Source organism: Streptomyces sp. NPDC101234 (assembly GCF_044767525.1).
Lineage (GTDB): Bacteria > Actinomycetota > Actinomycetes > Streptomycetales > Streptomycetaceae > Streptomyces > Streptomyces sasae.
On the sequence record NZ_JBIWOA010000003.1, the window covers coordinates 24,837 to 50,507 of the forward strand.

General features: G+C 72.1%; 22 protein-coding genes. 9 read left to right on the plus strand and 13 right to left on the minus strand.

Features of this window, described 5'->3' with window-relative positions; all coding sequences use genetic code 11:
* Positions 1-24: 24 nt before the first annotated feature.
* The 3 genes from ACIRR9_RS06575 to ACIRR9_RS06585 all read right to left on the minus strand — a co-directional run bounded on the left by ACIRR9_RS06575 (position 25) and on the right by ACIRR9_RS06585 (position 4,474).
* Positions 25-1,050, minus strand: coding sequence for a 6-phosphofructokinase (locus ACIRR9_RS06575; protein ID WP_403748248.1), 1,026 nt, complete (start codon positions 1,048-1,050; stop codon positions 25-27).
* Positions 1,051-1,184: 134 nt separating this feature from the next.
* Positions 1,185-1,859: a CBS domain-containing protein gene (locus ACIRR9_RS06580; protein WP_403748250.1), complete on the minus strand. Its 675-nt coding sequence runs from the start codon at positions 1,857-1,859 to the stop codon at positions 1,185-1,187.
* A gap of 188 nt (positions 1,860-2,047) precedes the next feature.
* The gene (locus tag ACIRR9_RS06585) at positions 2,048-4,474 is read right to left on the minus strand and encodes a SpoIIE family protein phosphatase (protein ID WP_403748251.1); all 2,427 of its coding nucleotides are present in this window, start codon (positions 4,472-4,474) and stop codon (positions 2,048-2,050) included.
* Between the two features lie 949 nt (positions 4,475-5,423).
* Here ACIRR9_RS06585 and ACIRR9_RS06590 point away from each other — a divergent pair.
* The 4 genes from ACIRR9_RS06590 (at position 5,424) to ACIRR9_RS06605 (ending at position 11,093) form a co-directional block, all read left to right on the plus strand.
* Positions 5,424-5,567, plus strand: coding sequence for a hypothetical protein (locus ACIRR9_RS06590; RefSeq protein ID WP_403748254.1), 144 nt, complete (start codon positions 5,424-5,426; stop codon positions 5,565-5,567).
* Between the two features lie 30 nt (positions 5,568-5,597).
* Entirely contained in the window at positions 5,598-7,907 is a 2,310-nt protein-coding gene (locus ACIRR9_RS06595) for a heavy metal translocating P-type ATPase (protein ID WP_403748257.1), read from the plus strand.
* Positions 7,908-8,118: 211 nt separating this feature from the next.
* A complete protein-coding gene (locus ACIRR9_RS06600; protein WP_403748260.1) occupies positions 8,119-10,080 on the plus strand; it encodes a PAS domain S-box protein in 1,962 nt (653 codons plus the stop codon).
* A gap of 122 nt (positions 10,081-10,202) precedes the next feature.
* On the plus strand, positions 10,203-11,093 hold the full coding sequence (locus tag ACIRR9_RS06605) for a universal stress protein (RefSeq protein ID WP_403748261.1): 891 nt from the start codon (positions 10,203-10,205) through the stop codon (positions 11,091-11,093).
* A 190-nt stretch (positions 11,094-11,283) separates the two neighbouring features.
* Here the strand turns inward: ACIRR9_RS06605 and ACIRR9_RS06610 are convergent, their stop codons facing one another.
* The 3 genes from ACIRR9_RS06610 to ACIRR9_RS06620 form a co-directional block, all read right to left on the minus strand.
* The gene (locus ACIRR9_RS06610; protein WP_403748264.1) at positions 11,284-11,910 is read right to left on the minus strand and encodes a hypothetical protein; all 627 of its coding nucleotides are present in this window, start codon (positions 11,908-11,910) and stop codon (positions 11,284-11,286) included.
* 150 nt (positions 11,911-12,060) lie between these two features.
* Entirely contained in the window at positions 12,061-12,852 is a 792-nt protein-coding gene (locus ACIRR9_RS06615; RefSeq protein WP_403748267.1) for a universal stress protein, read from the minus strand.
* A 408-nt stretch (positions 12,853-13,260) separates the two neighbouring features.
* A complete protein-coding gene (locus ACIRR9_RS06620; RefSeq protein ID WP_403748270.1) occupies positions 13,261-13,674 on the minus strand; it encodes a hypothetical protein in 414 nt (137 codons plus the stop codon).
* 117 nt (positions 13,675-13,791) lie between these two features.
* Between ACIRR9_RS06620 and ACIRR9_RS06625 the strand changes: the two genes are divergently transcribed.
* Both ACIRR9_RS06625 and ACIRR9_RS06630 read left to right on the plus strand, forming a co-directional pair.
* The gene (locus ACIRR9_RS06625; protein ID WP_403748998.1) at positions 13,792-14,964 is read left to right on the plus strand and encodes an MFS transporter; all 1,173 of its coding nucleotides are present in this window, start codon (positions 13,792-13,794) and stop codon (positions 14,962-14,964) included.
* A gap of 15 nt (positions 14,965-14,979) precedes the next feature.
* Positions 14,980-15,753, plus strand: a complete 774-nt coding sequence (locus tag ACIRR9_RS06630; RefSeq protein ID WP_403748273.1) for a hypothetical protein — start codon at positions 14,980-14,982, stop codon at positions 15,751-15,753.
* A gap of 248 nt (positions 15,754-16,001) precedes the next feature.
* Here the strand turns inward: ACIRR9_RS06630 and ACIRR9_RS06635 are convergent, their stop codons facing one another.
* The 4 genes from ACIRR9_RS06635 to ACIRR9_RS06650 form a co-directional block, all read right to left on the minus strand.
* Complete coding sequence (locus tag ACIRR9_RS06635; RefSeq protein ID WP_403748276.1) at positions 16,002-16,580, minus strand: epimerase; 579 nt, start codon at positions 16,578-16,580, stop codon at positions 16,002-16,004.
* Positions 16,577-16,840, minus strand: a complete 264-nt coding sequence (locus ACIRR9_RS06640; RefSeq protein ID WP_403748278.1) for a TetR-like C-terminal domain-containing protein — start codon at positions 16,838-16,840, stop codon at positions 16,577-16,579. Before ACIRR9_RS06640 ends, ACIRR9_RS06635 begins: the two co-directional genes overlap by 4 nt.
* A gap of 33 nt (positions 16,841-16,873) precedes the next feature.
* Positions 16,874-17,263: a TetR/AcrR family transcriptional regulator gene (locus ACIRR9_RS06645; RefSeq protein ID WP_403748281.1), complete on the minus strand. Its 390-nt coding sequence runs from the start codon at positions 17,261-17,263 to the stop codon at positions 16,874-16,876.
* 102 nt (positions 17,264-17,365) lie between these two features.
* Positions 17,366-18,007, minus strand: coding sequence for a dienelactone hydrolase family protein (locus ACIRR9_RS06650; protein WP_403749000.1), 642 nt, complete (start codon positions 18,005-18,007; stop codon positions 17,366-17,368).
* Positions 18,008-18,392: 385 nt separating this feature from the next.
* Here ACIRR9_RS06650 and ctaD point away from each other — a divergent pair, with 385 nt between their 5' ends.
* A complete protein-coding gene (ctaD, locus tag ACIRR9_RS06655; protein WP_403748284.1) occupies positions 18,393-20,072 on the plus strand; it encodes a cytochrome c oxidase subunit I in 1,680 nt (559 codons plus the stop codon).
* Positions 20,069-20,473: a cytochrome c oxidase subunit 4 gene (locus ACIRR9_RS06660; RefSeq protein ID WP_403748287.1), complete on the plus strand. Its 405-nt coding sequence runs from the start codon at positions 20,069-20,071 to the stop codon at positions 20,471-20,473. Before ctaD ends, ACIRR9_RS06660 begins: the two co-directional genes overlap by 4 nt.
* Here ACIRR9_RS06660 and ACIRR9_RS06665 read toward each other — a convergent pair.
* Positions 20,391-21,908 (minus strand): cytochrome bc complex cytochrome b subunit, encoded by a 1,518-nt coding sequence (locus tag ACIRR9_RS06665; protein WP_403748289.1) that lies wholly within the window; start codon positions 21,906-21,908, stop codon positions 20,391-20,393. The two genes, ACIRR9_RS06660 and ACIRR9_RS06665, sit on opposite strands and share 83 nt — an antisense overlap.
* A gap of 278 nt (positions 21,909-22,186) precedes the next feature.
* On the opposite strand from ACIRR9_RS06665, the gene ACIRR9_RS06670 reads away from it, so the two are divergent.
* Complete coding sequence (locus ACIRR9_RS06670; protein WP_403748290.1) at positions 22,187-23,716, plus strand: APC family permease; 1,530 nt, start codon at positions 22,187-22,189, stop codon at positions 23,714-23,716.
* Positions 23,717-23,735: 19 nt separating this feature from the next.
* Here the strand turns inward: ACIRR9_RS06670 and ACIRR9_RS06675 are convergent, their stop codons facing one another.
* Both ACIRR9_RS06675 and ACIRR9_RS06680 read right to left on the minus strand, forming a co-directional pair.
* Positions 23,736-24,488 (minus strand): YoaK family protein, encoded by a 753-nt coding sequence (locus tag ACIRR9_RS06675; protein ID WP_384564744.1) that lies wholly within the window; start codon positions 24,486-24,488, stop codon positions 23,736-23,738.
* A 197-nt stretch (positions 24,489-24,685) separates the two neighbouring features.
* The gene (locus ACIRR9_RS06680; protein WP_403748293.1) at positions 24,686-25,621 is read right to left on the minus strand and encodes a LysR family transcriptional regulator; all 936 of its coding nucleotides are present in this window, start codon (positions 25,619-25,621) and stop codon (positions 24,686-24,688) included.
* Positions 25,622-25,671 lie beyond the last annotated feature (50 nt).

Below are 25,671 nucleotides of genomic sequence, written 5' to 3' on the forward strand. Positions count from 1 at the left end.
ACCGGCCGAGGAACACCGCGGGTGTCAGCCGAAGAACACCCCGAACTCGTCGTACAGCGACGGGTCGACCATCTTCGTCTTCGTCTCGGCGCCGGGGATCGGGACCCGTACGATCCGGGTGCCGCTCAGGGCGACCATGGTCCCGAAGGCGCCGTCCTTGACCGCGTCGACGGCGTGCAGTCCGAAGCGGGTGGCCAGCCACCGGTCGAAGGCGCTCGGCGTGCCGCCGCGCTGGACGTGACCGAGCACCGTCGTGCGGGCGTCCGTGCCGGTCCGCTGCGAGATCTCGCGGGCCAGCCAGTCGCCGATCCCGGACAGCCGCACATGGCCGTACTCGTCCAGCGACCGGTCCTTGAGGACCATCTGCCCCTCCTTGGGAACAGCCCCTTCGGCGGTGACGACGATCGGCGCGTAGTGGAACTCGAAGCGGCGCTTCACCCACGCACACACCTGATCGATGTCGAAGGGCCGTTCCGGGATGAGGATCACGTTGGCACCGCCCGCTACACCGGCGTGCAGGGCGATCCATCCGGAGTGCCGGCCCATCACCTCCACCACCAGGGTGCGCATGTGCGACTCGGCGGTGGTGTGCAGACGGTCGATGGCCTCGGTCGCGATGCCCACGGCCGTGTCGAAGCCGAAGGTGTAGTCGGTGCCGGGTACGTCGTTGTCGATCGTCTTGGGCACGCCGACGATCGGGATCCCCCGGTGGCTCAGCTCGGCCGCCGAGCCGAGCGTGTCCTCGCCGCCGATCGCGACGAGGGCCTCGATGCCGTGCGCGGCGAGGGTGTCCTGGATGCGGCGCACGCCGTCCTCGTGTTTGAACGGGTTGGTGCGGGACGAGCCGAGGATGGTTCCGCCGCGTGGCAGGATGCCGCGCACCTCGGGGACGCCCAGCGGCACCACCCGGTCCTGGAGCGCACCGAGCCAGCCGTCCCGCAGGCCGGCGAACTCGAAGCCGTACTCCTGGACACCCTTGCGGACGACGCTGCGGATCACGGCGTTGAGACCGGGACAGTCACCGCCGCCGGTCAGTACTCCTACCTTCATGGTTCCCTCCCCCTTCGTACACGGGTGAGGTTCTTCTTCGATCGTGAGATCCATTCTGAGCGACGGCGCTCTCCACGGCGACTCGCTCCGGGGCCGGGTGCCGGGAGGCATCCGGCCTTCCTGCGACCCGGCGCTCAGGCGTCCGTGAGGGACGTGCGGGCGGCACCGGTCCGGTACCCGATGTGTGCGGCGAGCGAGACCACGCCGTCGACGTTCCCGGCCAGCCGCTCGATGACCGGGATCAGGCTGTTCACCTCGACGGTTCCCGTGAGTGTCACCCGCCCCTCGCGTACCTCGACCACCACGTCCGAGGGTGCGAGGCCCAATGTGTGTCCCAGCACGTCCCGGGCGATCTCCTCGCGGATGGCGTCGTCGCGGCGCAGGAAGATCCGCAGCAGGTCTCCCCGGCTGACGACACCCGTGAGCCGCTCCGCCTCGTCCACCACGGGCAGCCGCTTCACGTTGTGGAGGGTCATGACGCGGGCCGCCTCCGCCGCGGTCCACTCAGGACGTGCGCAGACCGCGGGGGCGGACATCAGCTCCTCGGCCCGGGACCCCTCGGCCTCGGCCTTCTCCCACGCCTCCGGATGGCCGGCCGGCGTCCGGCTGGACGGATCTGCCTGGACGGAGCACTTGCGCAGCAGATCGGCCTCGGACACCACTCCCAGGGGGTGGTCCAGTTCGTCCACCACGGGTACGGCGGTGACGTCGTTGTCCGCCAGCAGCCTGACGATCTCCTTGAACGACGTGTCACGCCGGGCCGTGACGACAGCACGGGTCATCAGGTCGGCGACGGTACGGTGCTGCATGGAGCGCCTCACTTTCTCGCGTGGCAGCCGGCGGCCGTCACCCCTCCAGCATGGTCGGGAACCGCTCGTGCGACTCGGAGCCACCCAGGCCCTGGCCGAAGGCCGGACGGGCCGAGATCAGGGCCGTCCGGCCCCCTTGGACCGAGGCCCTGGAACCGCCGCGGTCGTGGACTGTCCGGCTCGGGCCGTCATCTGTCCGGCTCGGTGAGTTCGAACTCGGCCCAGATGGTCTTGCCTCCGGCGTAGTGCCGGGTGCCCCAGCGCTGAGCGAGCTGGGCGACGAGCAGCAGACCGCGGCCCCCCTCGTCGTACGTGCGGGCCCGCCGCAGGTGCGGGGCGGTGCCACTGCCGTCGGACACCTCGCAGATCAGCGCGGCACCGCGGATCAGTCGCAACCGGATGGGCGGTTGCCCGTAGCGGATCGCGTTCGTGACGAGCTCACTCACCACCAGCTCGACGGCGAACGCCACGTCCGGCAGGTGCCAGGCGTCCAGCCGGGCCAGCACCTGGGCACGGGCGTCGGCCACCAGTGCCGGGTCGGAGGACAGGTCCCAGGTGGCGACCCGGTCGGCGTCGAGCACCCGGGTGCGTGCGACCAGCAGGGCGGCGTCGTCCTCGGGCCGCGCAGGCAGCAGCGACCGGATCAGGTCGTCGCACAGCGTCTCCAGCGGCCGGCAGACGGCCCGGTCGAGACGCCGGCGCAGCTGCTCCAGCCCCCTGCCCAGGTCGTGCCCGGTGTCCTGGACCAGGCCGTCCGTGTAGAGCACAAGGAGGCTGCCGGAGGGCAGCTCCCACTCGGCGGTCTCGAAGGGCAGACCCCCCACACCCAGCGGAGGGCCGGGGGGCACGTCGACGAATCCCGCCGGGCCGTCCGGCCGGACCACCGCGGGCGGCGGATGGCCCGCGGAGGCGGCCGTGCACCGGCGGGAGACCGGGTCGTAGACCACGTACAGACAGGTGGCAATGAGATCCGCCGAAACTGCGAGGTCCGGCTCGTGGTCCGCGTTCCTGTCCTCCTCGGCCGTCAGGTGCGTGACCAGGTCGTCGAGGTGGGTGAGCAGTTCGTCGGCGGGAAGCTCGACGTCGGCGAGCGTGCGCACCGCGGTCCGCAGCCGCCCCATGGTTGCCGACGCCCGCAGCCCGTGCCCCACCACATCGCCCACCACCAGCGCCGTCCTGGCGCCCGACAGGGGAATCACGTCGAACCAGTCGCCGCCCAGCCCGGCCCGGGTACGGGCCGGAAGGTAGCGATGGGCCACCTCGGCGGCGTCCTGGGCCGAGAGCCGGCTCGGCAGCAGGCTGCGCTGCAAAGCCAGTGCGGTACCGCGTTCCAGGGTGTAGCGGCGGGCGTTGTCCACGGCCACGGCGGTCCGGGCGCCGATCTCCTCGGCCAGGAGCAGATCGTCGTGGGTGAAGGGATCCTCCCGCTGGTGCCGGACGAGGACCGCCACACCGAGAGTGATACCGCGGGCACGCAGCGGGATGACCATGATCGAGTGGATGCCGAACCTGCGGACGATTCCCGCCCGCCCGGGATCCGCCCGTTGCCAGTTCCTGATCGCCTCGTCCTGGGTGCCGTGCAGTGAGGATCTGCCGGTGGCCAGGCAGCGGACGGGGGGTGTGAATTCGGGGTAGTCGTCCACGTCTCCCAGCTCGATCAGCGCCTCGGGCGCGCCGGGCAGGACGGACTGCTGGGCCGCGCGCCGCAGCGGGACCGAGCCCGTCGTGGAGGGCTTCGGCTCGACCCCGCGGTACAGGGAGTCGAGCAGATCGACGGTGACGAAGTCGGCGAGCCGGCCCACGATGACGTCGGCCATCTCCTGGGCCGTCCGCATCACGTCCAGAGTGCTGCCCACCTGCGCGCTGATGTCGTTCAGCAGCGCCAGCCGCTCCCGGGCCAGGTGCTGCTCGGTCACATCGAGCGCCGAGACCTCCACGTGCCGCACCTGCCCGGCCGGCGTGACGAGCGGGGACACGGCCACGGACCAGACCTTCTCGGGCGCGTCCCGCCGGGCCCTGCCCCGGACATGGAACCGCTCGGACTCACCCGTCACGAGCACCCGGCCCATGCCGTCCTCGATCCGTTCACAGAGGTGAGGAGGCAGGATGTCGGTGACCCGCCGGCCGCGCATCCGCTCCTCGCTCAGGCCGAGTACCCGTACGGCACCTGCGGTCGCCCGTACGGCCCGCAGCGCGGAGTCGTACACCATCACGGGCAGTCGGCACTGCGCGAACGCCTCGTCGGCCGTCACCAGATCCGGTGGTGGCTGCTCCGGTGGCGTCGCCACGATGAGGCGCTGGGTGCGGCCCTCGCGGTCGACGGACGGATACGCCCGCACCCGCACCTCCACGTGACGGCCGTCCCGGTGCCGGAGCAGGACCGTGGTACCGGGCCCGTGCAGGGTCGGCAGACCGTCCCCGCCGCCGCCCGCGTCCGGGGCGATCAGCCGGCTGACCGGGCTTCCCACGGCCTCGTGACAGGGGTAGCCCAGCAGGTGCTCCGCTCCCGCGCTCCAGCCCGTCACGATTCCCCGGTCGTCGACGACCGCCGTGGCCGAGTCCGCCGGATCCGGCGGTACGCCGGGGCTCCCGCCGAGTGGAGTGACATCACGCATGCCGGTCACCGCCCGTTCCGCCGGCCCGGACGCCGTGGCCTTCGGCCGATGCCGAAGAGGTCACGGACTGCCCTGGCCGGCCGGTCTCACCACGTCGGCCTCAGACCTCATCTCCATCGTTCACCGCTCGCCCTCGCGCGGCACCTCCGCGTTTCCTCCCACCGTCGCGGTGCGGTACCTGAGCGCCCCGGCCCGCGAAGTGCTTCCTGTACGCGTCCGCGCTCCTCCAGCGACACGGGCGGACGGATCACCACCCCAGACGGGTGGTGCAAGGGCGGCGGGCGGGCAGGCCGACGGCGGGAGGTCGCCGCCGGACTGCCGTTCGTCGGCAGTCGTCACGGAGCAGGCGTTCCGGTCCTTCATGATCGTGCCTCCTCCGACTCGACGCCTCCTGGATTCATCGCACCTCAGGCGCCGGCGGAACGGGGCGCGCGCCTATGCAGTGTCCGGCGCCGACTCGGGCGCCGGTCGGCCCCTAGTGCGGAGCGGACGGCAGGCAAGCAGGCCGAACCTGCCCGGTCATGACCTGCCACCCCGCACCGGTGCCTCCGTGCTCACGCCCTTCCCGGCGGGACCACGGCGACCGAGCAGTGTGCGTGCCGCAGCAGCGTGCGGCCGGCCGAGCCCGGCGGGAGTCCCCGCCTGCCGTACGTGCCGACCACGCCACGACAACCGGACCGTTCACGCCAGGCCTCCCCTTCTCCGCAGATTCCGTCCCGGGCACCGGGACACGGCGGCACGGTGCGGACGGGGCCCGTGGCCGGGCGGTCACCGCCGCACTGTCCGGTGTCAGCGTCTGCCTGACCGGTCCGGCCAGCACTGGGCCGTACGGGCCCGGCAGCGCACCCGACCGGCCCTCCCCGGGCGGGCCCGCGGGCGCGGAGGCTGGGATCAGAGGCAACCGCGCGACGTCCTGACCCGGCTGTCGCGCCGGCATCGGAGGTGTGTCATGACCGGTTCCGCGTTCGACGGCTTCGTCGGGTCCGACGTCCCGCCCGCGCGACGGTACGGACGGCGCGGGCCGACGGTCCCCGGGACCGGGCCGCGGCCCGCCCTCGCCGCGCTCCCGGCCACCGTCGTCACACACGGCTGACGGCCTGTGGTCGCCCCAGCGAGGACCGTCATGAGTCACGCACTGCGGATCAGGCCGCTCCGGCTCCCGGGAACCGAACCCGCCCTCCTGGCTGTCACGGCCGCCGCGCTGACCGCAGGCGCCGTCGCCTGGCTGCTCGGCGCCCACGGCCTCGCCGACCTCTGCTGGGCCGTCGGCACCGCCGCCGCCGTCGTACCCGCCGTCGGCTGGGTGCTGGCGGCCCTGCTCCGCGGACACGCGGGCGTGGACCTGATCGCGGTGGTGGCCCTCGGCGGCACGCTGGCCGTGGGCGAGTACCTGGCCGGCGCTCTGATCGCCCTGATGCTCGCCACCGGCCGCACCCTGGAGTCCGCGGCACAGCGCCGCGCCTCCCGGGACCTGCGCGCCCTGCTGGAACACGCCCCCCGCACCGCGCGGCGGCGCAGCGGCACCGAGGTGCGGATCGTGCCGTCCGCCGAGGTGGTGCCCGGCGACCTGCTCGTCGTCGGCCCCGGCGAGGTCGTCCCCGTCGACGGCCGGGTGACCGATGCCACGGCCGTACTGGACGAATCGGTGCTCACCGGCGAGCCGTTGAGCGTACGGCGCCCGGCCGGCGAGTCGCTGCGCAGCGGTGCCGTCAACGCGGGCGGTGCGTTCGAGATGCGCGCCACGGCGACCGAGCGGGACAGCACCTACGCCGGGATCGTCCGGCTGGCCCAGCAGGCCGGGGCCGAGTCCGCGCCCGTCGTACGGCTGGCCGACCGGTACGCGGCCTGGTTCCTGCCGCTGTCCCTGGTGACCGCGGGGCTGGCCTGGCTGATCACCGGCTCCGCCGTGCGCGCGGTGGCGGTCCTGGTGGTCGCCACGCCGTGTCCGCTGCTGCTGGCTGCGCCGGTGGCCGTCGTCTCCGGGCTGTCGCGGGCCTCGCGCCTCGGTGTGGTGGTACGGGACGGCGGGGCGCTGGAGGCCCTGGGCCGGGCCCGGACGCTGCTCCTGGACAAGACCGGGACGCTCACCAAGGGCCGTCCCCAGGTCCTTGACGTGGTCGCCGCGCCCGGCTGGCAGTCCAGCCAGGTGCTGCGGCTCGCCGCCTCGCTCGACCAGTACTCGCCGCACGTGCTGGCGCAGGCGGTGGTCGGTGCGGCCCGTGAGCGGGGGCTGCCGCTGTCCGTGCCGCAGGACGTGTCCGAGGAGCCCGGCCGGGGCGCGGCCGGTACACTCGCGGGCCGCCGCATGGAGGTCGGCCGTCTCGCCCCCTCCGCAGAGAAGCCGGGCTGGGTCCGCGCGGTGGACAACCGGGCCCTGCTCGACGGGGCGGCCGTGGCCTGGCTGAGCGTCGACGGCCGCCCGGTCGGTGCCGTCCTACTGCACGATCCGCTGCGCCCCGACGCGCCGCGCACCCTGCGCCGGCTGCGCGCGGCGGGCGTCGAACGGCTCGTGATGCTCACCGGCGACCGTCCCGAACCCGCCCAGGAGGTCGGCGCCGTGCTCGGCCTCGACGGGGTGCGGGCCGGTCTCTCCCCGGCCGACAAGGTCGCCGCGGTCCGCGCGGAACGCGCCCGTGCGGTCACCGTGATGGTGGGCGACGGCGTGAACGACGCACCCGCCCTCGCCGCCGCCGACATCGGCGTGGCCATGGGGGCGCGCGGCGCCACCGCGTCCTCGGAGGCGGCCGACATCGTGCTGACCACCGACCGGGTGGACCGTCTGGCCGACGCGGTCGCCGTCGCCGTACGGTCCCGGCGCATCGCCGTGCAGAGCGCGCTCGGCGGAATGGCGCTGTCGCTGGCCGCGATGGCCGCGGCCGCCGCCGGTCTGCTCCCACCGGCCGTCGGTGCCCTCCTCCAGGAAGGGATCGACGTCTTGGTGATCCTCAACGCCTTGCGTGCGCTCGCCGACGACCGGGCGGCCCGGTCGGCCCTGAGGCCCTCCACGGAGGCGCTCATCCACCGCTTCGCGGCCGAACACGACGACCTGCGGGACGTGCTGGAGGCCGTACGCTCGGCCGCCGACCGTCTCTCCGACGGCGCCGGGCCGGAGTCCCTGGCGGCGGTGGCGGAGGTCCACCGGCTGCTCACCGAGCGGCTGTTGCCGCACGAGTACGCGGAGGAGCACCAGCTCTACCCGGCGCTCGCCGCCGCCCTCGGCGGCCCCGAGGCCACCGCGACGATGAGCCGCGCCCATGCTGAGATCGACCGCCTCGCCCGCCGCATCGCCACCCACCTCGCGCTCGCCGGCCCGGCCGGCCCCCTGGCCCCGGAGCAACTCGACGATCTGCGGGCCTGCCTGTACGGACTGCACACCGTGCTGCGCCTGCACTTCACGCAGGAGGAGGAGAACTATTTCTCCCTCGCGCCGTGAGCTGATGCCGTGCCCCCCGGGGGGAGGCAGATCGGCCCATCCCTCGCTGCCCCCACGGCCCGGTCGCCGGTCCCGCACACAAGGTGACCAACCAGTGTGCCGCACCGGACAGGTTCGGCCGGTCACGGCCAGTAAACGACTTCTCCTCGCCCGAGCGCGCCGGAACCGCTGAGATGACCCCAACCATCGTTGGGAAAGGGGTGGGGCGGACATGGCCGGCTCCCTCGAAGGCGAACGGGCGCGTGTGATCGTCACGGCGGAGGCGGAGCACTGCACGTGCAGCCGTTCTGCGGCTGCCGGACAGGCAACCGGCGCCGCGGAGGAACGCTTCCGCGGTCTGCTGGAGGCCGCGCCGGACGCGATGGTCATCGTCGACGGCTCGGGCATCATCAAGCTGGTCAACGCGCAGACCGAGGCGCTCTTCGGCTACCGCCGCGAGGAACTCCTCGGCCGTCCGGTCGAGTTGCTGATACCGACCCGCTTCCACAGCCAGCACACCCGGCACCGGGGCGGCTACTCGGCCAACCGCCAGGTGCGTCCGATGGGTGCCGGTCTGGAACTGCACGGGCTGCGCAAGGACGGCACCGAGTTCCCGGTGGAGATCAGTCTCAGCCCGATGGAGACGGAGGACGGGCTGCTGGTGTCCGCCGCCGTCCGCGACGTCAGCGACCGCAAGGCCGCCGAGGCCCGCATCAACGAACTCGCCGCCCTCGTCGAGTCCTCCCAGGACGCCATCCTCGCCAAGACCCTCGACGGGTACATCACGTACTGGAACGCGGCGGCACAGGACCTCTACGGCTACACCGCCGAGGAGGCCATCGGCCGGCACGTCTCCATGCTCGCCCCGGTTGAACTCCGCGGCGAGATCAGCGCGTTGCTGACCCGGCTGCGCCAGGGCGAGAAGGTCGAGCACTTCGAGACGCTGCGGGTCACCGACTCCGGCGCCCTGCTGGACGTGGACGTGACCCTGTGGCCGACGCGCGACACCCGGGGCCGGGTCGTCGGGGCCTGCGCCATCGTCCGGGACATCAGCGACCGCAAGCGCGCCGAGGCCGAACTGACCGCCCTGTACGAGCAGCAGCGGCACATCGCCCTCACCCTGCAGCGCAGCCTGATGGGCACCCCGCCCGCGCTCCCCGGCCTCGCCACCGCCAGCCGCTACCGGCCCGCCACCCAGGGTGCCGGGGTGGGCGGCGACTGGTTCGACCTGATACCGCTGGGCGCCGACCGGGTGGGCGTGCTCATCGGTGACGTCATGGGCCGCGGGCTGGAGGCCGCCGCCGTCATGGGCCAGTTGCGCTCGGCGGCGCACGCGCTCGCCAAGACCGGGATGGAACCCCGGCTGCTGATGCAGGCCCTGGACTCCTGCGTGGCCGACCTCGACGTCCCCGACCAGCTCGTCACCTGCTGCTATCTGGTCATCGCCCCCGACTCCGGGACCGTGACCGTCTGCTCGGCCGGCCATCTGCCGACGCTCGTCGCGGGCGCCGGCGACGGCGCGGTCGGCATCCTCGACTCGCCGGTCAACGCCCCGCTGGGGGTGGGCGGCATCCTCTACGAGCAGTCCCGCACGGCCGTCCCGCCCGGGTCGACCCTCGTGCTGTACACGGACGGGCTGATCGAGACCCCCGGAAGTGACATCGAGGGCCGGATCTCCGAACTCAGCGTCACCCTGGAGGAGTTCTTCACCGGTACCCCATGCCTGGAGACCGCCGCCGACCAGGTGCTGGCGAGCCTGCTCCCGGACGCCGAGAGCCACAACGACGACGTCACCCTGCTGCTCGCGCAGCTGCCGGCCGCGCCGCTGGCGGCCCTCACCACCGCTCTTCCGGCCTGCCCCTCCTCGGTGCCGGAAGGGCGGGCGTTCCTGCACAAGGCGCTCACCGCCTGGGACTGCGCCGCGGGCGTGGACGACGCGCTCCTGCTGCTGTCGGAGACCCTGACCAACGCCGTCCAGCACGGCGAGGGTCCCATCGGCCTGCATCTGCACCGCACCGCCACCGACCTCACCGTCGAGATCAGCGACCGCAGCCCGCAGCTGCCCCGGCCACGCCGGGCCGCCGAGGACGAGGAGTCCGGCCGGGGGCTGCTCCTCGTCCGTACGCTCGCCGACAGCTGGGGGGTACGACCCACGGACGAGGGGAAGACCACCTGGTTCACCCTGCGGCTGTGAGGGACGTTCGGCCCGCTCCCGGGGCCGGGCAGCCCCTGCCCCGACCGGCGTCGCGCGGCGACCCTGGTGGTACGGAGCCCGTACCACCGGGCGCGGGCACGGATCCGAGAGAGGTGAGGGTCGTGCTTCGCCCTGTAGTCGTAGGACTGGACGGATCGCGGGAGAGTCTCACCGCCGCCGACTGGGCGGCGCGGGAGGCCTTGCGGCGCGGTCTGCCGCTGCGCCTGGTGCACGCGGCCGACTCACCGGCCGCAGGTGAGTCGGAACCGCCGGAGCTCTCTGTCCCGCGCCACTGGGCACGGCGGATCCTGCGCGACGCCATGGACCGGATCAACGAACGGTATCCGCAGGTGTACCTGAGCGCGGAGCAGATCGCCCGGCCCGCCGCCGAGGCGCTCGTCTCCGCAGGCGACGCCGGTGAACTGCTGGTGCTCGGCAGCCGGGCGTTCAGTGGGTTCGGCGGGTTCCTGGCCGGTTCGGTGGCGCTGCAGACGGTGACCCGGGTGGCACGGCCCGTCGTGCTCGTCCGCGCCGACCAGACCGTCGAGGACGAGCACACCCCGGATCCGGAGGGGCGCCCGTCGGCCGACACCCCGTACCGCGCCGTGGTCGTCGGTGTCGACGCGGTGCGGCCCGCGGAACAGGTGCTCGCGTTCGCGTTCGAGAGCGCGGCCCTGCGCGGGGCGCCGTTGCGGGCGGTGTACGCCTGGCGGCTGCCGATGGTGCGGGCCGTTGCGGACGCCGGGGCGCACCAGGCGGAGGAGGCCGCCGCCCGGCGGGCTCTGACCGCGGCGCTCGCCCCGTGGCGGGAGAAGTTCCCCACCGTCGAGGTCGTCGAGCAGGCGGAGGAGGGGCATCCGGCTCAGCGGCTGCTGAGCGCCGCGCAGGACGCCGGTCTGCTGGCCGTCGGCCGCCGGATCCGTCCGGCCCGGCTGGGCTCGCACACCGGCCCCGTCGCGCACGCCGTGATGCACCACGTCCGCTGCCCGGTCGCGATCGTGCCGCACGAGTGAGTTCCCAGGGCCGTGGCGCCGTACCGCACGGGCCCGATCCGACGCCACGGCCTCCTGCGACACCGCGCGCATCGTGCGGCTCGCCGAACAGACCGGTCTTCCCCGTATCGGCTCGCGGTGCCCGGCCACCGACCACAGCACGGCAGGCCCCGTTCCGGGGCCTGCCGTGTTTCGGTGTGCAACCCGAGGGTCAGAGCAGCCAGCGGTTGCGGCTGACGAAGGGGAGCCGCGCCCAGACCTTGCCCAGGCCCCAGACCGTGCCGGCGCCCGCGGCCGCCAGGGCGATCATGACGACGGCGTAGACAAGGTGGTAGTCGGCGAACGGGTTGGTGGACATGCTCGCCGAACCGTCCGAGAGGTGCTTGGCCGGCGGCCACTCGGCGATCCACATGAACGCCATCATCAGGGTGCCGGCGACCGCGGCGATCCGCAGGCCGATGCCGGCGACCAGCGCGAGGCCGATGCCGAGCAGACCGAGCATGAACAGCCAGTCCGCCCAGACCTGTCCGGCCCAGTCGTGGAACGTGGACTGCATCGGGCCGGCGGCGACGGAGCCGAGGAAGCCCTTGGTCGGCGAGCCGCCGTCGATCCAGCCCTTTCCGGACGGGGTGGCATAGCCGAAGCCGAACGTCTTGTCCAGGAACGCCCACAGGAAGACGAACCCGGTCACCAGACGGAGCCCGGCGAGCGCGTGTGCGCTGGTCGCCATCGCCGCCGCGGTCGTCACCTCACCGGACTCGGGCGCCATCCCGGCCCTGCGCAGGGAGGGGAGGTGGAACCCCAGGTGCCGGCGGGGGTGGTCGTGGTGGACTGCCATGATGCTCATCCCTTCCAAGGGGTGGTGCGTGGGGATCCGACGTATTCGTTGCGCCTTCAATGTCCCGCTGTCGCACCCGCTCCGCAGGGGGCTGCCCCGCCCACCTCACAGGGCCGAACGTCCCTCGCTGTGAGGGACGTTGAGGACCCGTCAGCTGGTGATCGGCACCAGCAGCACCGGGCAGTTGGAGCGGTGCAGCAGGGCGTGCGCGACGGGGCCGAGGTGCCGGCCGAGCGGGCCGGACCGGCGGTGGACGCCGATGACGACGACGGCCGCGTCGCGAGTGGCTTCCACCAGGGCCCGCGCCGGGCCGGTACGCACCCTGCAGGCGTCGACAAGGATTTCGGGGTGCCGCTCGCGCAGCCGGTCGACGTCGGCCCGGGGCGCGGTGTGCCGATGGGCCGCCGCGTGCAGGACCCGGAGCGGCACCCGGCGCCGCTCCGCCTCCTGGAAGGCGCAGGCAGCAACGTCCGCGTCGGCGTCGCTCCCCAGGCCCAGCAGTACCGGCGGACCGCCGCGGAGCTCCCGCTCCGACCGCGCTGCCGGCGTGCTCCGGTCGCACGGACGGTCGTCACGTACGACCAGCAGGGGTACCCGGGTCTGCGCGGCAAGCCTAAGACTGACCGCACCGGCCAGCCGGCCGGTGACACCGCCGAGCCCCCGGGTGCCCACGACCGTGAGGGCCGCGCGCTCGCTCTCGTGGTCGAGCGCCTCCACGGCGCCGCTCTCGACGGCACTGGTCACGACGGGCAGTCGCGGGTGCCGTGCGCGGACGCGGGCGGCGGCCGAGGCGAGCACCGGCGGGGCCTCGTCGCGGTCGGGCACCGCGTACACGATGTGCAGTCCGGCGGCACGCCGTACGGCTTCGTCCGCGGCCAGGTCCAGCGCCCGTACGGCGATCAGCGAACCGTCCACTCCGACGACCACGTTCCGGTGGGTCATGTCGAGTTCCCTTCTGCTCCGTTGCACGGTGGAAGGGACCGCCGACTGCCGTGATCGCCCCAGGACAGCGCCCGAGGACGGCGCGCCGGGACGTGCGGCGGCTCCGCGGACGATGCTGGTCGCTCCCCGGCGCCCCGGGCAGGGGCCGCAGGCGCCCTGCGGCCCGCCGCTCGGCCCCTCGACGGAGGCCGTACGACCCTGGAGCGGACGATTACCGGGGCGGGGAAGGCCTGCCTCGCAGGAGATACCCCACACGGGCGGCCGGCATCTCCTGAACCTGCCGGGTCCGGCCATCGCGAATACGGCGCGGCGCACGAGCCGCGACGGGACGGGAGAGGAGGGGACGCGAGGGACCAGGGCAGGGTCGACGGGCGGGGACGTGGTCGACTCGCGGCAAGGGGCTGCTGCTCAGCGGGAGAAGGCGCGCACCTCCGGATGACGGCCGGGCAGGACTTCGCCGTCACGTCCACGCAGCCGGCGGTCGAACAACGAGGCGAGGACTGCTCGTTCGGCGGCGATCGCGTGTCCCGGGGCGATGGTGCCGATGTTCTCGACGACCGTCTTCCGGGGCAGGCCGAGCCGGCGGGCGAGCTGCGGGATCATCGCCTCCGCGTCGGTGTACGTGGCGTGTTCCGCGCCGCGCACTGTCAGGCCCTCGCGCGGGCCGCGGCTGTGCCGCCACAGGGCGTTCCAGGACGGCACCGTGTCGAGGTCGTTGCCGTCCTTGCCGACCAGCAGGAAGGGACGGTCGAGGCCGTCGGCGGCGACGCCGGGCTGGTACAGACCGAGGACCGCGGCGGTGATCCCGATTCGTCCAAGCACCGTCGGTCTTTGTCCATGGACGGAGCCGGTGTCGGCGGTGAAGGTCGGTGCATGGGCGGATTCGGGGTCGACGACCGGCAGGTGCCGGTGGAGGCGCGCGCGGCCGGGCCGCGGCGGGTGCCGAGCGGGCTGGTGGCGCTGGCACTCGGCGGGTTCGGCATCGGGCTGACCGAGTTCCTGATCGCCGGGCTGCTGCCGCAGGTGGCGTCGGACTTCGCGGTGTCCGAGGCGACCGCGGGCCGGCTGATCTCCGGGTACGCGCTGAGTGTCGCCGTCGGCGCGATCCTGCTCACCGCGACGACGGCGCGGCTGCCTCGCAAGCAGGTCCTGGTGGGTCTGATGGCGTTGTTCGTCATCGGCAATCTGCTGTCCGCGATCGCGCCCACCTACTCCGTGATGCTGCTCGGGCGGATCGTCGCCGCGCTGTGTCACGGCTCGTTCTTCGGCATCGGCTCGCTCGTCGCCGGCAGTCTGGTCGCACCGGAGCGGAAGTCCCGGGCGGTGGCGGTGATGTTCGCCGGGCTGACGGTCGCGAACGTACTGGGTGTGCCGTTCGGTGCGCTGGTGGGCGAGCGCTGGGGCTGGCGGGCGGCCTTCTGGGCGGTCACCGCGATCGGCGTGCTGGCACTGGCCGGCATCGTCGCCCTCGTCCCCGGCCGGGCCGGGACGGTGACGGGGGCCGGGGTGCCCACCGGCCTGCGGGACCAGCTCCGGGCGTTCCGGTCCTCGCAGGTCTGGCTGACACTGACGGCCACCGCGCTCGGCTACGGCGGGATGTTCGGGGCGTTCAGCTACCTCGCGTACACCCTCACCGAGGTCAGCGGCTTCTCGTCGGCGGATGTCGCCTGGCTGCTGATGGTGTACGGCGTCGGTCTGGTCGTGGGGAACCTGATCGGCGGGCGGGCCGCGGACCGGGCCCGGGACCGCACCCTGGTTCTTTCGGCGCTCGGACTGACCGTCACCCTGGCCGCGTTCGGCCTGCTGGCCGGCAGTGCCGTGGCGTCGGTGATCCTGGTGTTCCTGATGGGGGTGGCCGGGTTCGCCGGCGTTCCCGGCATGATCACCAGGGTGACCGATGCCGCCCACGGCGCGGCGCTGGCCGCGAGCGCCAATGTGTCCGCGTCCAACGTCGGCAACGCCCTCGGCGCCTGGCTCGGCGGCCTCGCCATCAGCGCGGGCCTCGGCTACACGGCGCCGCTCTACACCGGTGCGGCGATCGCGCTGGCTTCCGTGGTCGTCATGCTCGTGGCCGCACGGCGGGCCGAGCCCCCGGTGGGGCAGAACAGCTGAAAGGAGCCGGGTGAGATGTTCACGGCGACCGAACGGGACCGGGTCAGGGAGCGGTTGCTGGCCCGTGCCGAGACCGACGGGACCGTCACCGGCGCGGCCTTCACGGGTTCGCTCGCCGTCGGTGCGGGCGATCGGTGGTCGGACATCGACCTGGTCCTCGCCGTACGCGGCGAGCCGACCGCCACGGCGGATCACTGGACCCGGTGGCTCTACGACGAACTCGACGTCCGGCACCACTGGGAGCTGCCGGCCGGCGGCACCGTCACCCGCGTCATCCGCGTCTTCCTGCTTCCGGGCTGGCTCGAACTCGACCTGACCTTCGCCCCCGAGGCCGAGTTCGGCCCGCGCGGCCCCCAGTGGCGCACGCTCTTCGGCGAGCCCCGGCCGCTCGACCCCTTCGCGGCTCCCGACCCCGGCACCCTGGCCGGGCTCGTCTGGCACCACGCCCTGCACGCCCGCGTCAGCACGGAGCGCGGGCGCCGGTGGCAGGCCGAGCACTGGATCAGCGCCATGCGCGACCACACGATCACACTGGCCTGCCTTCGGCTGGGCCATGCCACCGCCTATGCGAAGGGCGCCCATCTGCTGCCCGAGGCGCTGACGGACCGGCTGGAGTCGACTCTGGTCCGCTCACTCGGCGAACCGGAACTCCGGCGCGCCCTGACCGCCACCGCCGCACTCGCGATGGACGAGGTCGCACGCTTCGATCCCCGGCTCGCCGCCCGCCTCCGCCCAATGCTCGAAGAGCTCACGACGGAGTCCGGCGAAGGGCGGTCCGCCGGGGCATGACCACCGGCGGAGTGTGCGGACCGAGGCCGGCCGGCGCAGGCGTTGGAACGGAATCGCCGGGTGCGGTTGCGGAAGTCGTCGGCGAAGAAGCGCTCGCAGGCTGCGGCGTGGCACTGCGGCTGACCTGGCTGCTGCGCGCCCTCTGAGACCATATGGCAGCCCTCAGGCGCCCAGACGGTTGATGTCCTTGCTGTACAGCACCCGGTTCTCGGTCGCGCCGGGGCGGGTCACCGCCAGCATGGCGCGGGTCAGGTGTTCGGTGGTCGTCGTGTGGGCCGGGACGAGGCGGTGCAGCAGGGGTAGAGCCAGGAGGTGAGGGTGTACATGACGCGGTAGGAGCGGGTTCTGCAGACCGCTCCGTGCAGCGGCTGGATGTAGTCGGGGCGGAACATGTACGCGTTCATCGGCGTGGCCAGCAGGTCGTTCTCGGCGCGTCCCTTCACCCGCGCCCACATGGTGCGGCCCTGTTCGGTGCTGTCGGTGCCCTCGCCGGAGACATAGGTGAAGGTCGGTCCGGGGCTCGCGGCCACCAGTGCGCGGGCGGCGGCGGGGGTGAAGTCGTAGGCGACGCGGGTGTATTCGGCCTCGCTCATACCGGCGGAGGACACGCCCAGGCAGTAGAAGCAGGCGTCGACGCCGGTCAGCCGGTCGCCGACGGCGGTCAGATCGGTGAAGTCGTCGTGGCTCACCTCCGTCAGCTTGGGGTGGGTGACGCCCAGCGGGCGGCGGCCCACGACCAGGACGCTGTCGACCGTGGGGGCGAGGAGGCAGGCGCGCAGGACGCCTTGTCCGACCATGCCGGACGCACCGAAGAGGAGGACGTTCACTCGGGTCTCCGTTGCTGGGAGGCGGGGTCCGGATCGGAACCGGACGTCCACCAGTCGGGGGCGCAGGCCACGGCCGATTCGACCAGGTCGTCCTTGGTGACGGACGGGTCGTCGAGCCAGGCCTTGATGGCCCCGGCGAAACCATGGGCCATGAACCGGGCGATCACCTGCCGGTTGACACCGGGCAGGGCGGGCTGCCCGGTGCGGGCCATGAACCCCAGGGTGTACTCGCTGAAGTGCCGCACGAGTGCCTCGTACACACCGCTGTCCGCCGGGTCGGAGAGGGAGTTCCGCTAGACGTCCATGAAGCGTTCGACGTGATCGGCGATGTCGGCCGTGGCGAGGCGGAGGAGTTCCGGAGCGGAGTGTCCGCCCTGGGCTCGCAGCTCGTCCTCCCTGCGGTGACCGCGCTCCAGGTCGTCGTACAGCACCTGGATGAGTGGGTCCAGCGGGGTACCGTAGCGGTTGTAGAAGGTGGCCCGGGTGACCCCGGCCCGGTCCGCGAGCTCGGCGACGGTGATCTGCGAGACGGGACGCTCCGAGGCCAGCTCCACCCCGGCCTGTTCGAAGGCGCGGACCTTTCGGGTGATGCGCGGATCGATCCGGTCGCTCAGAGCGCTGCCCTCCTGTGCGCCGCCGTTGCACGGCGTTGCCGACGATGCACCGACGATGCTTTCATACATGTGTCAAATAGATGGGTGCAGGAAACCTGGGCTCTCGGTCGGGGACGACGGGCAGCGCACGCCGAGCGCACCCCTCGACGCCGTGACCGGCCCGCGGCGAGGTCAGCCGGGCAGATGGCGGGTGAACCAGTCGCCGGCCAGGTGGGCCACCCGCTCCAGGGTGCCGGGCTCCTCGAACAGGTGGGTCGCGCCGGGGACGACGTCCAGCCGGGTCTCCCCGGGGATCTCCCGCATCGCCTCCCTGTTGAGCCGCAGCACCTCCTGGTCCCGCCCGCCGACGATCAGCAGGGTCGGCTGCCGGACGGCCGCCAGGGAGTCCCCGGCCAGGTCCGGCCGGCCGCCCCGGCTGACGACCGCGCGGATCGCGTCGGGACGCTCCGCGGCGGCGACCAGGGCGGCCGCGGCGCCCGTGCTCGCACCGAAGAGCCCGCAGCCGAGGCCGGCGGCGGGCTCGTACCCCTGGAGCCAGTCGGCCAGGCCGACCAGGCGCGCGGCGAGCATGTCGATGTCGAAGCGGAGCGTCCCGGTGACCGTGTCGACGTTCTCCTCCTCGCGGGTGAGCAGGTCGGCGAGCACGGTGCCGAACCCCGCCGTCCGCAGTTCGCCGGCGACGAAGCGGTTGCGGGGGCTGTGCCGGCTGCTGCCGCTGCCGTGCGCGAAGAGCACGGCACCCTTCGCCGCCTCGGGGACGACCACGTCGGCGTCGAGCAGCACACCTCGGGCGGGTATGCGCACGCTCTCCATGACTGCGTTCACGGCGTCCTCCTTGCCGGAAGCACTGCACCAATCAGAACAATTCTCCCCTCTCGGGGTACCCGGTCGCCGCAGGAAGACAAGCCGGACAACGGGGAGGAAGGGCTGCGCACGGTCAGGGAAGCTGTGGACGTCGGTGTCCTGTGCGTCGGGCGCCGGGCACCCGGCGCGCCGCATCGAATGCCCGGGAGCCGAGGCGTGGCGGACGTGGCATTCGCCGGGGCACCGGTAGCGTCGCCCCGGAGTGCGCAAACCCCCGCCTACCGGTCAGGGCTGTTTCGTTGCGGTGGGCGCCCGTGGACACCGGCGGTTTCCCCCGGCGACGGGCAGGGCGCCCGCGAGGCGCTCTCCGCGCCGGGGACTGCTGAGGAGGACCATGAGCGAACTGTCGCAACGCGTCGACGAGAAGCCCGCGCCTCCCGCCGCTCCGGCACCGCTGGGCCGCCGGCTGCTGGGCTGGGCGTCCACGACCGACCACAAGGTGATCGGCCGGCTGTACATGGTGACGGCGTTCTGCTTCTTCCTCCTCGCCGGGCTGCTGGCGCTGGGGATGCGTGCCGAACTGGCGCGGCCCGGGCTGCAGTTCATGGGCCAGGAGACCTACAACCAGTTCTTCACCATCCACGGCACGATCATGATGCTGCTGTTCGCGACCCCGATGTTCGCCGGGTTCGCGAACGCCGTGATGCCGCTTCAGATCGGGGCGCCGGACGTGGCCTTCCCGAGGCTCAACGCGCTGTCGTACTGGATGTACCTGTTCGGCGGCCTGATGGTGGTGTCGGGTTTCCTGGTGCCCGGTGGTGCCGCCGCCTTCGGCTGGTTCGCCTACGCCCCGCTCAACAGCGCCTACTACACCCCCGGTGCGGGGGCGGACCTGTGGGTGATGGGCCTGGTGGTCACCGGTGTCTCGACGACCCTGGGCGCAGTCAACTTCGCCACGACGATCATGTGCCTGCGCGCGCCCGGCATGACGATGTTCCGGATGCCGATCTTCACCTGGAACGTGCTGTTCACGTCCGTCCTGGTGCTGCCCGCGTTCCCGGTGCTCACCGCCGCCCTCCTCGCCCTGGAGTGCGACCGGAAGTTCGGCTCGCACGTCTTCGACGCGCACAACGGCGGGGCGCTGCTGTGGCAGCACCTCTTCTGGTTCTTCGGGCATCCCGAGGTGTACATCGTCGCGCTGCCGTTCTTCGGGATCGTCTCCGAGATCCTCCCGGTGTTCTCCCGCAAGCCGATGTTCGGCTATCTGCCGATGATCGGGGCCACGATCGCCATCACCATGCTGTCCGCGGTCGTATGGGCGCACCATATGTTCGCCACCGGAGCGGTATTGCTGCCGTTCTTCTCGGTGATGTCGTTCCTGATCGCGGTGCCGACCGGCATCAAGTTCTTCGCGTGGATCGGGACCATGCACCGGGGCTCGCTCTCCTTCGAGACACCGATGCTGTGGTCACTGGGCTTTCTGGTGTCGTTCCTGCTGGGCGGCCTGAGCGGGGTCCTGGTCGCGTCGCCGCCGATCGACTTCCATGTCACCGACTCGTACTTCATCGTCGCCCATCTGCACTACGTGCTGTTCGGGACCGTGGTGTTCGCGATGTTCGCCGGGTTCTACTTCTGGTGGCCCAAGTTCACCGGGAAGATGCTGGACGAGCGGCTCGGCAAGCTGCATTTCTGGCTGCTCTTCCCGGGGTTCCAGCTGACGTTCCTGGTGCAGCACTGGCTCGGCGCGGAGGGCATGCCCCGCCGGTACGCCGACTATCTGCCGGCCGACGGGTTCACCCTCCTCAACACCATCTCGTCGGCGGGCGCGTTCCTGCTCGGCGTCTCCACGCTGCCGTTCCTCCACAACGTCTGGCGTACGGCCCACAAGGGACGGCAGGTCGAGGAGGACGACCCGTGGGGGTTCGGCCGCGGCCTGGAATGGGCCACCTCCTGCCCGCCGCCGCGCCACAACTTCGTGGCGCTGCCCCGGGTGCGGTCGGAGTCGCCCGCGTTCGACCTGCACCATCCGGAGGTCGCCCGGGAGATGGAGACGGAGACGGAGGTTCCGAGGTGAAGGTCGAGGCGCTGCTCTTCGGCGGTGTGGCCGTCTTCTTCGCCGCCGCGGCGGCGCTCTACGGCGTGTGGTCGCACGCCGACCCGGCGGGTACCGCGGCGCTGGTCGTGGCCTTCGGGATGGCGTCCGTGGTGTCGTTCTTCTGCTCGGCGCACTATGTCCGGCGCGGCCCGCGCCCGCAGGACCGTGCGGATGCGGAGGTGGCGGACTCGGCCGGTCCGCTGGAGTTCTTCCCGCCGCACAGCCCCTGGCCGGTCGTCACCGCGTTCGGGTTCGCCGTCGCGGCGACCGGGGTGGTGTTCGGGCTGTGGCTGTTCCTCATCGGCTTCGGTGTTCTGGCTCGGGGTGTGGCCGGGCTGGTGTTCCAGTACGTGAACCGGGGGACCGACCAGGAGGACTGAGCGGCCGGCGTGGGGCGCCCGGCCGGAACGACGTCACCGGGCGGTGCCCGCTCTCGTAGCCGCCGGCGAGGGTCTGGCGTACCTCGCCGATCTCCTCGCCCTCGGTCAGCCGCTCCTGTTCCGCGTGCAGCAGGGCCCGGCACAGCGTGCGGGTGACGAGGAAGGCGGCGATCGGCGCCACGATCAGGGCGATCCGGAAGATCCAGGTCAGGGCGTTCACCGAGATCCGGAAGGACAGCGCGACGACGTCGTTGCCGCCAGCCAGCAACAGCACCGCGTAGAAGGTGACACCGGCGGCGCCGAGGCCGGTGCGGACGGGCCGTTCACGGGGACGGTCGCAGAGATGCTGCTCCTGCCGCCACTCCCCCGTCAGCCACTGTTCGGCGAAGGGGTAGGCGTACAGGACGAGGAAGAACAGGGCGGGCAGTACGACGGCCGGCAGCAGTACGTTCCACATCAGGGTGTGACCGGCGACCTCCGTCTCCCAGGGCGGGACGAGCCGCAGCGAGCCTTCCAGGAAGCCGACGTACCAGTCCGGCTGGGAACCGGTCGACACCTGGTCGGGCCGGTACGGGCCGTATTTCCACACCGGGTTGATCTGGGCGACCCCCGAGAGCGCCACCAGCACTCCGGAGACGGTGAGGGACAGACCGAGGGAGGCGGCCGTGAACCGGGGATAGAGCGGCTTGCCGACTGCGTTGGAGTTCCTGCGGCCCGGGCCGCGCCAGTGGGTGTGCTTCAGGTGGAAGACCAGGATCAGATGGACGGTCACCAGGGCGATCAGCGCTCCCGGCAGCAGCAGGATGTGCAGGCTGTACAGCCGGGGGACGATGTCGTGGCCGGGGTACTGGGCGCCGAACGCGAACGTGCTCACATACGTCCCGACCACCGGGATCGAGAGCATGATGCCCTGCGCGATCCGCAGGCCGGTGCCGGAGAGCAGGTCGTCCGGGAGCGAGTAGCCGGCGAAGCCCTCGGACAGGGCGAGCACGAAGAGCGTGACGCCGATGACCCAGTTGATCTCCCGGGGGCGGCGGAAGGCACCGGTGAAGAAGATCCGCAGCAGGTGCACGCCGATCGCGGCGACGAAGACCAGCGCGGCCCAGTGGTGGGCCTGCCGCATGAGCAGTCCGCCGCGGATGTCGAAGCTGATGCGGAGGGTGGAGTCGAAGGCTCCCGACACGAGCCGTCCCTGCAGGGGGACGTACGGCCCGTGGTAGACGACCTCACTCATCTCGGGCGTGAAGAAGAACGTCAGCCACACGCCCGTCAGCACCAGGACGATCAGGCTGTAGAGGGCGATCTCGCCCAGCAGGAACGACCAGTGGTCGGGGAAGGCCTTGCGCAGCAACTGTCCGGCCCCGTCGTGGACGGGCAACCGGGCGTCGACCGCGTCCGCGAGCCGCTCTCCCGCCGCACCGCTCTCAGGATTCACCGAACGCCCTCCTCACTCTCGCCATCCCTAGCCCGGGAGGCAGGAGGCGAGTGACCGGCCATCGCGAAACACCCGCCCGACCGGGCGGCGCCACCCGATCGGCTGACTGACCGGCAGCGGGAGCGGGTGTCCGTGGCGCTCGTGTTTCGGTGAGGTTTCCGTCGGCCACGATTGAAGAAGTGATGGTCACGACTTGACCCTGAGTGCTTGTGAGCCTGTGCGGTGCGGCGGATCATTGGCCGAATCCCGCCGTTATCACAAGCAAGCTGGAGCTCCCGGTGACCGCTGGCCCCATCGCATCCGAGCCGGTCGACGCGCCGGCCGCGGCGCAGACGGAACGGAAGAAGCTGCGCAAGCACTTCGGCCGGTTCGACATCCTGTTCTTCCTGCTGTGCACCATCGTCGGGGTCGACACCATCGGCACCGTCGCCTCGTCCGGCGCCGAGGCGTTCACCTGGCTGATCGTGCTGGCCGTGGTGTTCTTCGTGCCGTCCGCGCTGCTGATCGCCGAACTCGGGGCCGCGTTCCCCGACGAGGGCGGCCCCTACATCTGGACCAGCCGGGCCTTCGGGCGGCTCGCGGGGGCGGTCAACAACTTCCTTTACTGGATCACCAACCCGGTGTGGCTGGGCGGCACCCTCGCCGTCTCGGCGGCGACCGCGTACACCACCTTCTTCAACGGCGGGAAGGACCTGAGCACCCCCGCCTTCTACGCCTTCACCCTCGTCTTCGTCTGGGTGGGCGTGCTCGCGGCGATCCTCTCCTTCGACGTCGGCAAGTGGATCCCGACGATCGGCGCGTGGAGCCGCATCCTGCTGCTCGGCCTGTTCACCGTGACGGTCGTGGTCTACGGCGTCGAGCACGGGCTGCACGGCTTCGGGCTCGGCGATTTCTCGCCGACGTACGCGGGATTCGTCGGCCTGGTACCCGTCCTGATGTTCAACTACGTGGGTTTCGAACTGCCCAACACGGCCGGTGAGGAGATGACCGACGCGCAGAAGGACGTGCCCTACGGCATCTTCCGCAGCGCGATCATCTCGGTCCTGCTGTACGCGCTGCCGATCCTCGGCATCCTGCTGGTCCTGCCCGTCAAGGCGATCACCGGCCTCGGCGGGTTCCTCGACGCGATCCGGCAGGTCTTCACGGTGTACGGCGGCCATGTCTCCGCCGACGGCACGGCCACGCTCAGCGGGTTCGGCAGTGTGCTCGGGGACCTCGCCGCGATCATGTTCATCCTCACGGTGCTGTCCTCCGGCGTCACCTGGATCATGGGTTCGGACCGCGCCCTGGCCGTCTCCGGCTACGACGGCGCGGCGCCCCGCTTCCTCGGGGTCATCTCCAGCCGGTTCGGCACCCCGGTCCGGGTTAACATCCTCAGCGGGCTGGTCTCCACGGGTGTCCTGATCCTGGCCCACCAGCTCACCAACGGCAGCGCGGCCAAGCTCTTCGGCGCAGTCCTCGGACTCGCCGTGTCCACCACGCTCGTCAGCTACCTGGGCATCTTCCCGGCACTCCCGTTCCTGCGGCGGAAGTACCCGAACACGCCCCGCCCTTACCGGGCGCCCTTGCCCTGGGTCATCAGCACCGTCCTCACCCTGCTCATCGTCTTCGCCAGCGTGCAGCTCGTCGCGCCCGGCCTCGGCGACCACTGGTTCGGCTCCGCCTACGCGCCGGACGGCTGGAGTCACGCCGAGCGGTGGAAGTACCTGCTGACGGAGCTGGTCCCGCTCGTCGGGTTCATGCTGCTCGGTGTCGTCTTCTGGGCGCTGGGAAGGCCGACGCGAGCATCGATGACCAGCGGGAAGTAGGCCACTGCGGGACCTCGGTTCACAGCGGGTCGGTCCACCTCGCCTCGGACCTGGTCAGGGCGAACGCGTCCAGCGTGCTGCCCGCGAGGAGCAGGGCGGCGAGCAGGAGGGGCAGGGTCGGGCTGCCGAGCCGGACGGCGAAGGCACCGCCCAGGGCACCGGCGAACATCGCCAGCGCCGAGAGGGCCCGGCGGCCGCTCCTGCCACCGCGGCCTCCGGCGGCCCTGCTGTCGGAGGCCATGCCGGTGATCGTCAGGGTCAGGACGGTGGTGGTCAGGTCCGGTACGGCGAGTGCGCGGGCGGTCGCGTTCTGGACGCCCATGGCGAGCCCGAGGAGCGCGATCAGCGTGTACCGGGTCCCGGCCGCGTCCAGTGGCTCGGCGAACCGGGCGACGGCATAGGCCGCCAGGACCAGGACCGTCTCCACGACGAGGGCCAGGTGCAGGACGCGGCCGCGGTGCGCCCAGGCCCGGTGGGCGATCCGGCCGCCCAGCAGGGCGCCCGCCGCGAAGGCGGCCAGCGCGGCCAGCGAGGCGGCCAGGGAGAAACCCGGGGCGCCCGTGATCGCGAAGCCGGAGAAGACCACGTTGCCGGTCATGTTGGCGACGAAGACATGGCCGAGCACCAGGTAGCTGAAGGCGTCCACTAGGCCGGTGACCACGGTGAGGGCGAGCATCAGCGGGGGCAGCGGGCCGTGGCGGTCGGCCGGGTCGGGCAGCACGGTGGCCCGTGCCTCACGCAGGACGGGGTGGACGGCATCCTTGATCGACATGGAGGTCCATTCGGAGGGGGAGGGCGTACCTCTGGCGGTGCGTCCCCTCCAGCATCCGGCCGGACCGGCCGTGCTGTCCAACATATGGATCCGCGTGCAGCGATCGCTCAGACCGATAGATCAAGCGAGCGATCGAGCCGCCCCCTCAGGCCGACCGGTCAGACCAGCCGATCGGGCCGACCGATCTACCCGCCCGATCAGGCCGATGCGTCGATGCCGTGGTGTTCGAGGACGTCGAGGAAGGCCGCGGCGGCCGGTGCCAGCCGGGTCCCGTCGTACACCGCACAGATGTGGTGGACGGCCTCGTCGTCCGTCAGACGCAGCATCCGGGCGCCCCGGGGCAGGTCGTCGGCGGTGTCCAGGCCCAGGACGGAGCCGGGGCCGACGACGGAGGAGCGGGGTACGACGGTCACACCGACGCCTCGTGCGGCCAGCCGGATCATGTCGAGGATCTGGCCGACCTCGAAGTGCTGCCCCGCCGCCACGCCCGCACGGTCGAAGGCCGCCTCGACCTGGTGACGCAGGCCGCTGCCACGGGTGAACTGGATCAGTGGATGGCTCTCCGGCAACTCGGCGAGACCGACGGCCTCACGGTCGGCGAGAGCGTGGTCGTGCGGTACGACGAGGACCAGCGGTGCGCTGCCCAGCACCCGGTACTCCAGGCCCTCCGGCACCTGCCCCGAGTGGAGGCCGACCACGGCGACGTCGAGCGTTCCCGCGAGGACCTCGGCGGCCATGCGCGAGCTGGACGCGTTGGACACCCGAAGGTCGATGCCGGGGTAGCGGGCGCGGTACTCGGCCGCCACCTCCACCATGTCGAAGGACACGGCCATCGTCTGCACCAGGCCCAGCCGCAGACTGCCCCTGCGCAGTCCCGCCAGCGCGTCGAGGGCGGCCTGGGCGTTGTCGACGTCGGCGAGGATGCGCCGGGCCAGCGGCTCCAGCAGCTCGCCGGCGGCGGTCAGCCGTACCGAGCGGCTGGTGCGGCTGAACAGCGGGGCGCCGACGTCCTTCTCCAGCCGGGCGATCTGCTGGCTGAGCGCCGACTGCGCCACATAGCAACGCGCGGCGGCCTGGGTGAAGTTGTGGGTGTCGGCGACCGCCAGGAAGTACCTCAGATGCCGCAGCTCCATGGGAATCAATCTCTCCCGCCGATCGTTTCCGGTCAATTGATGCGGTGCAC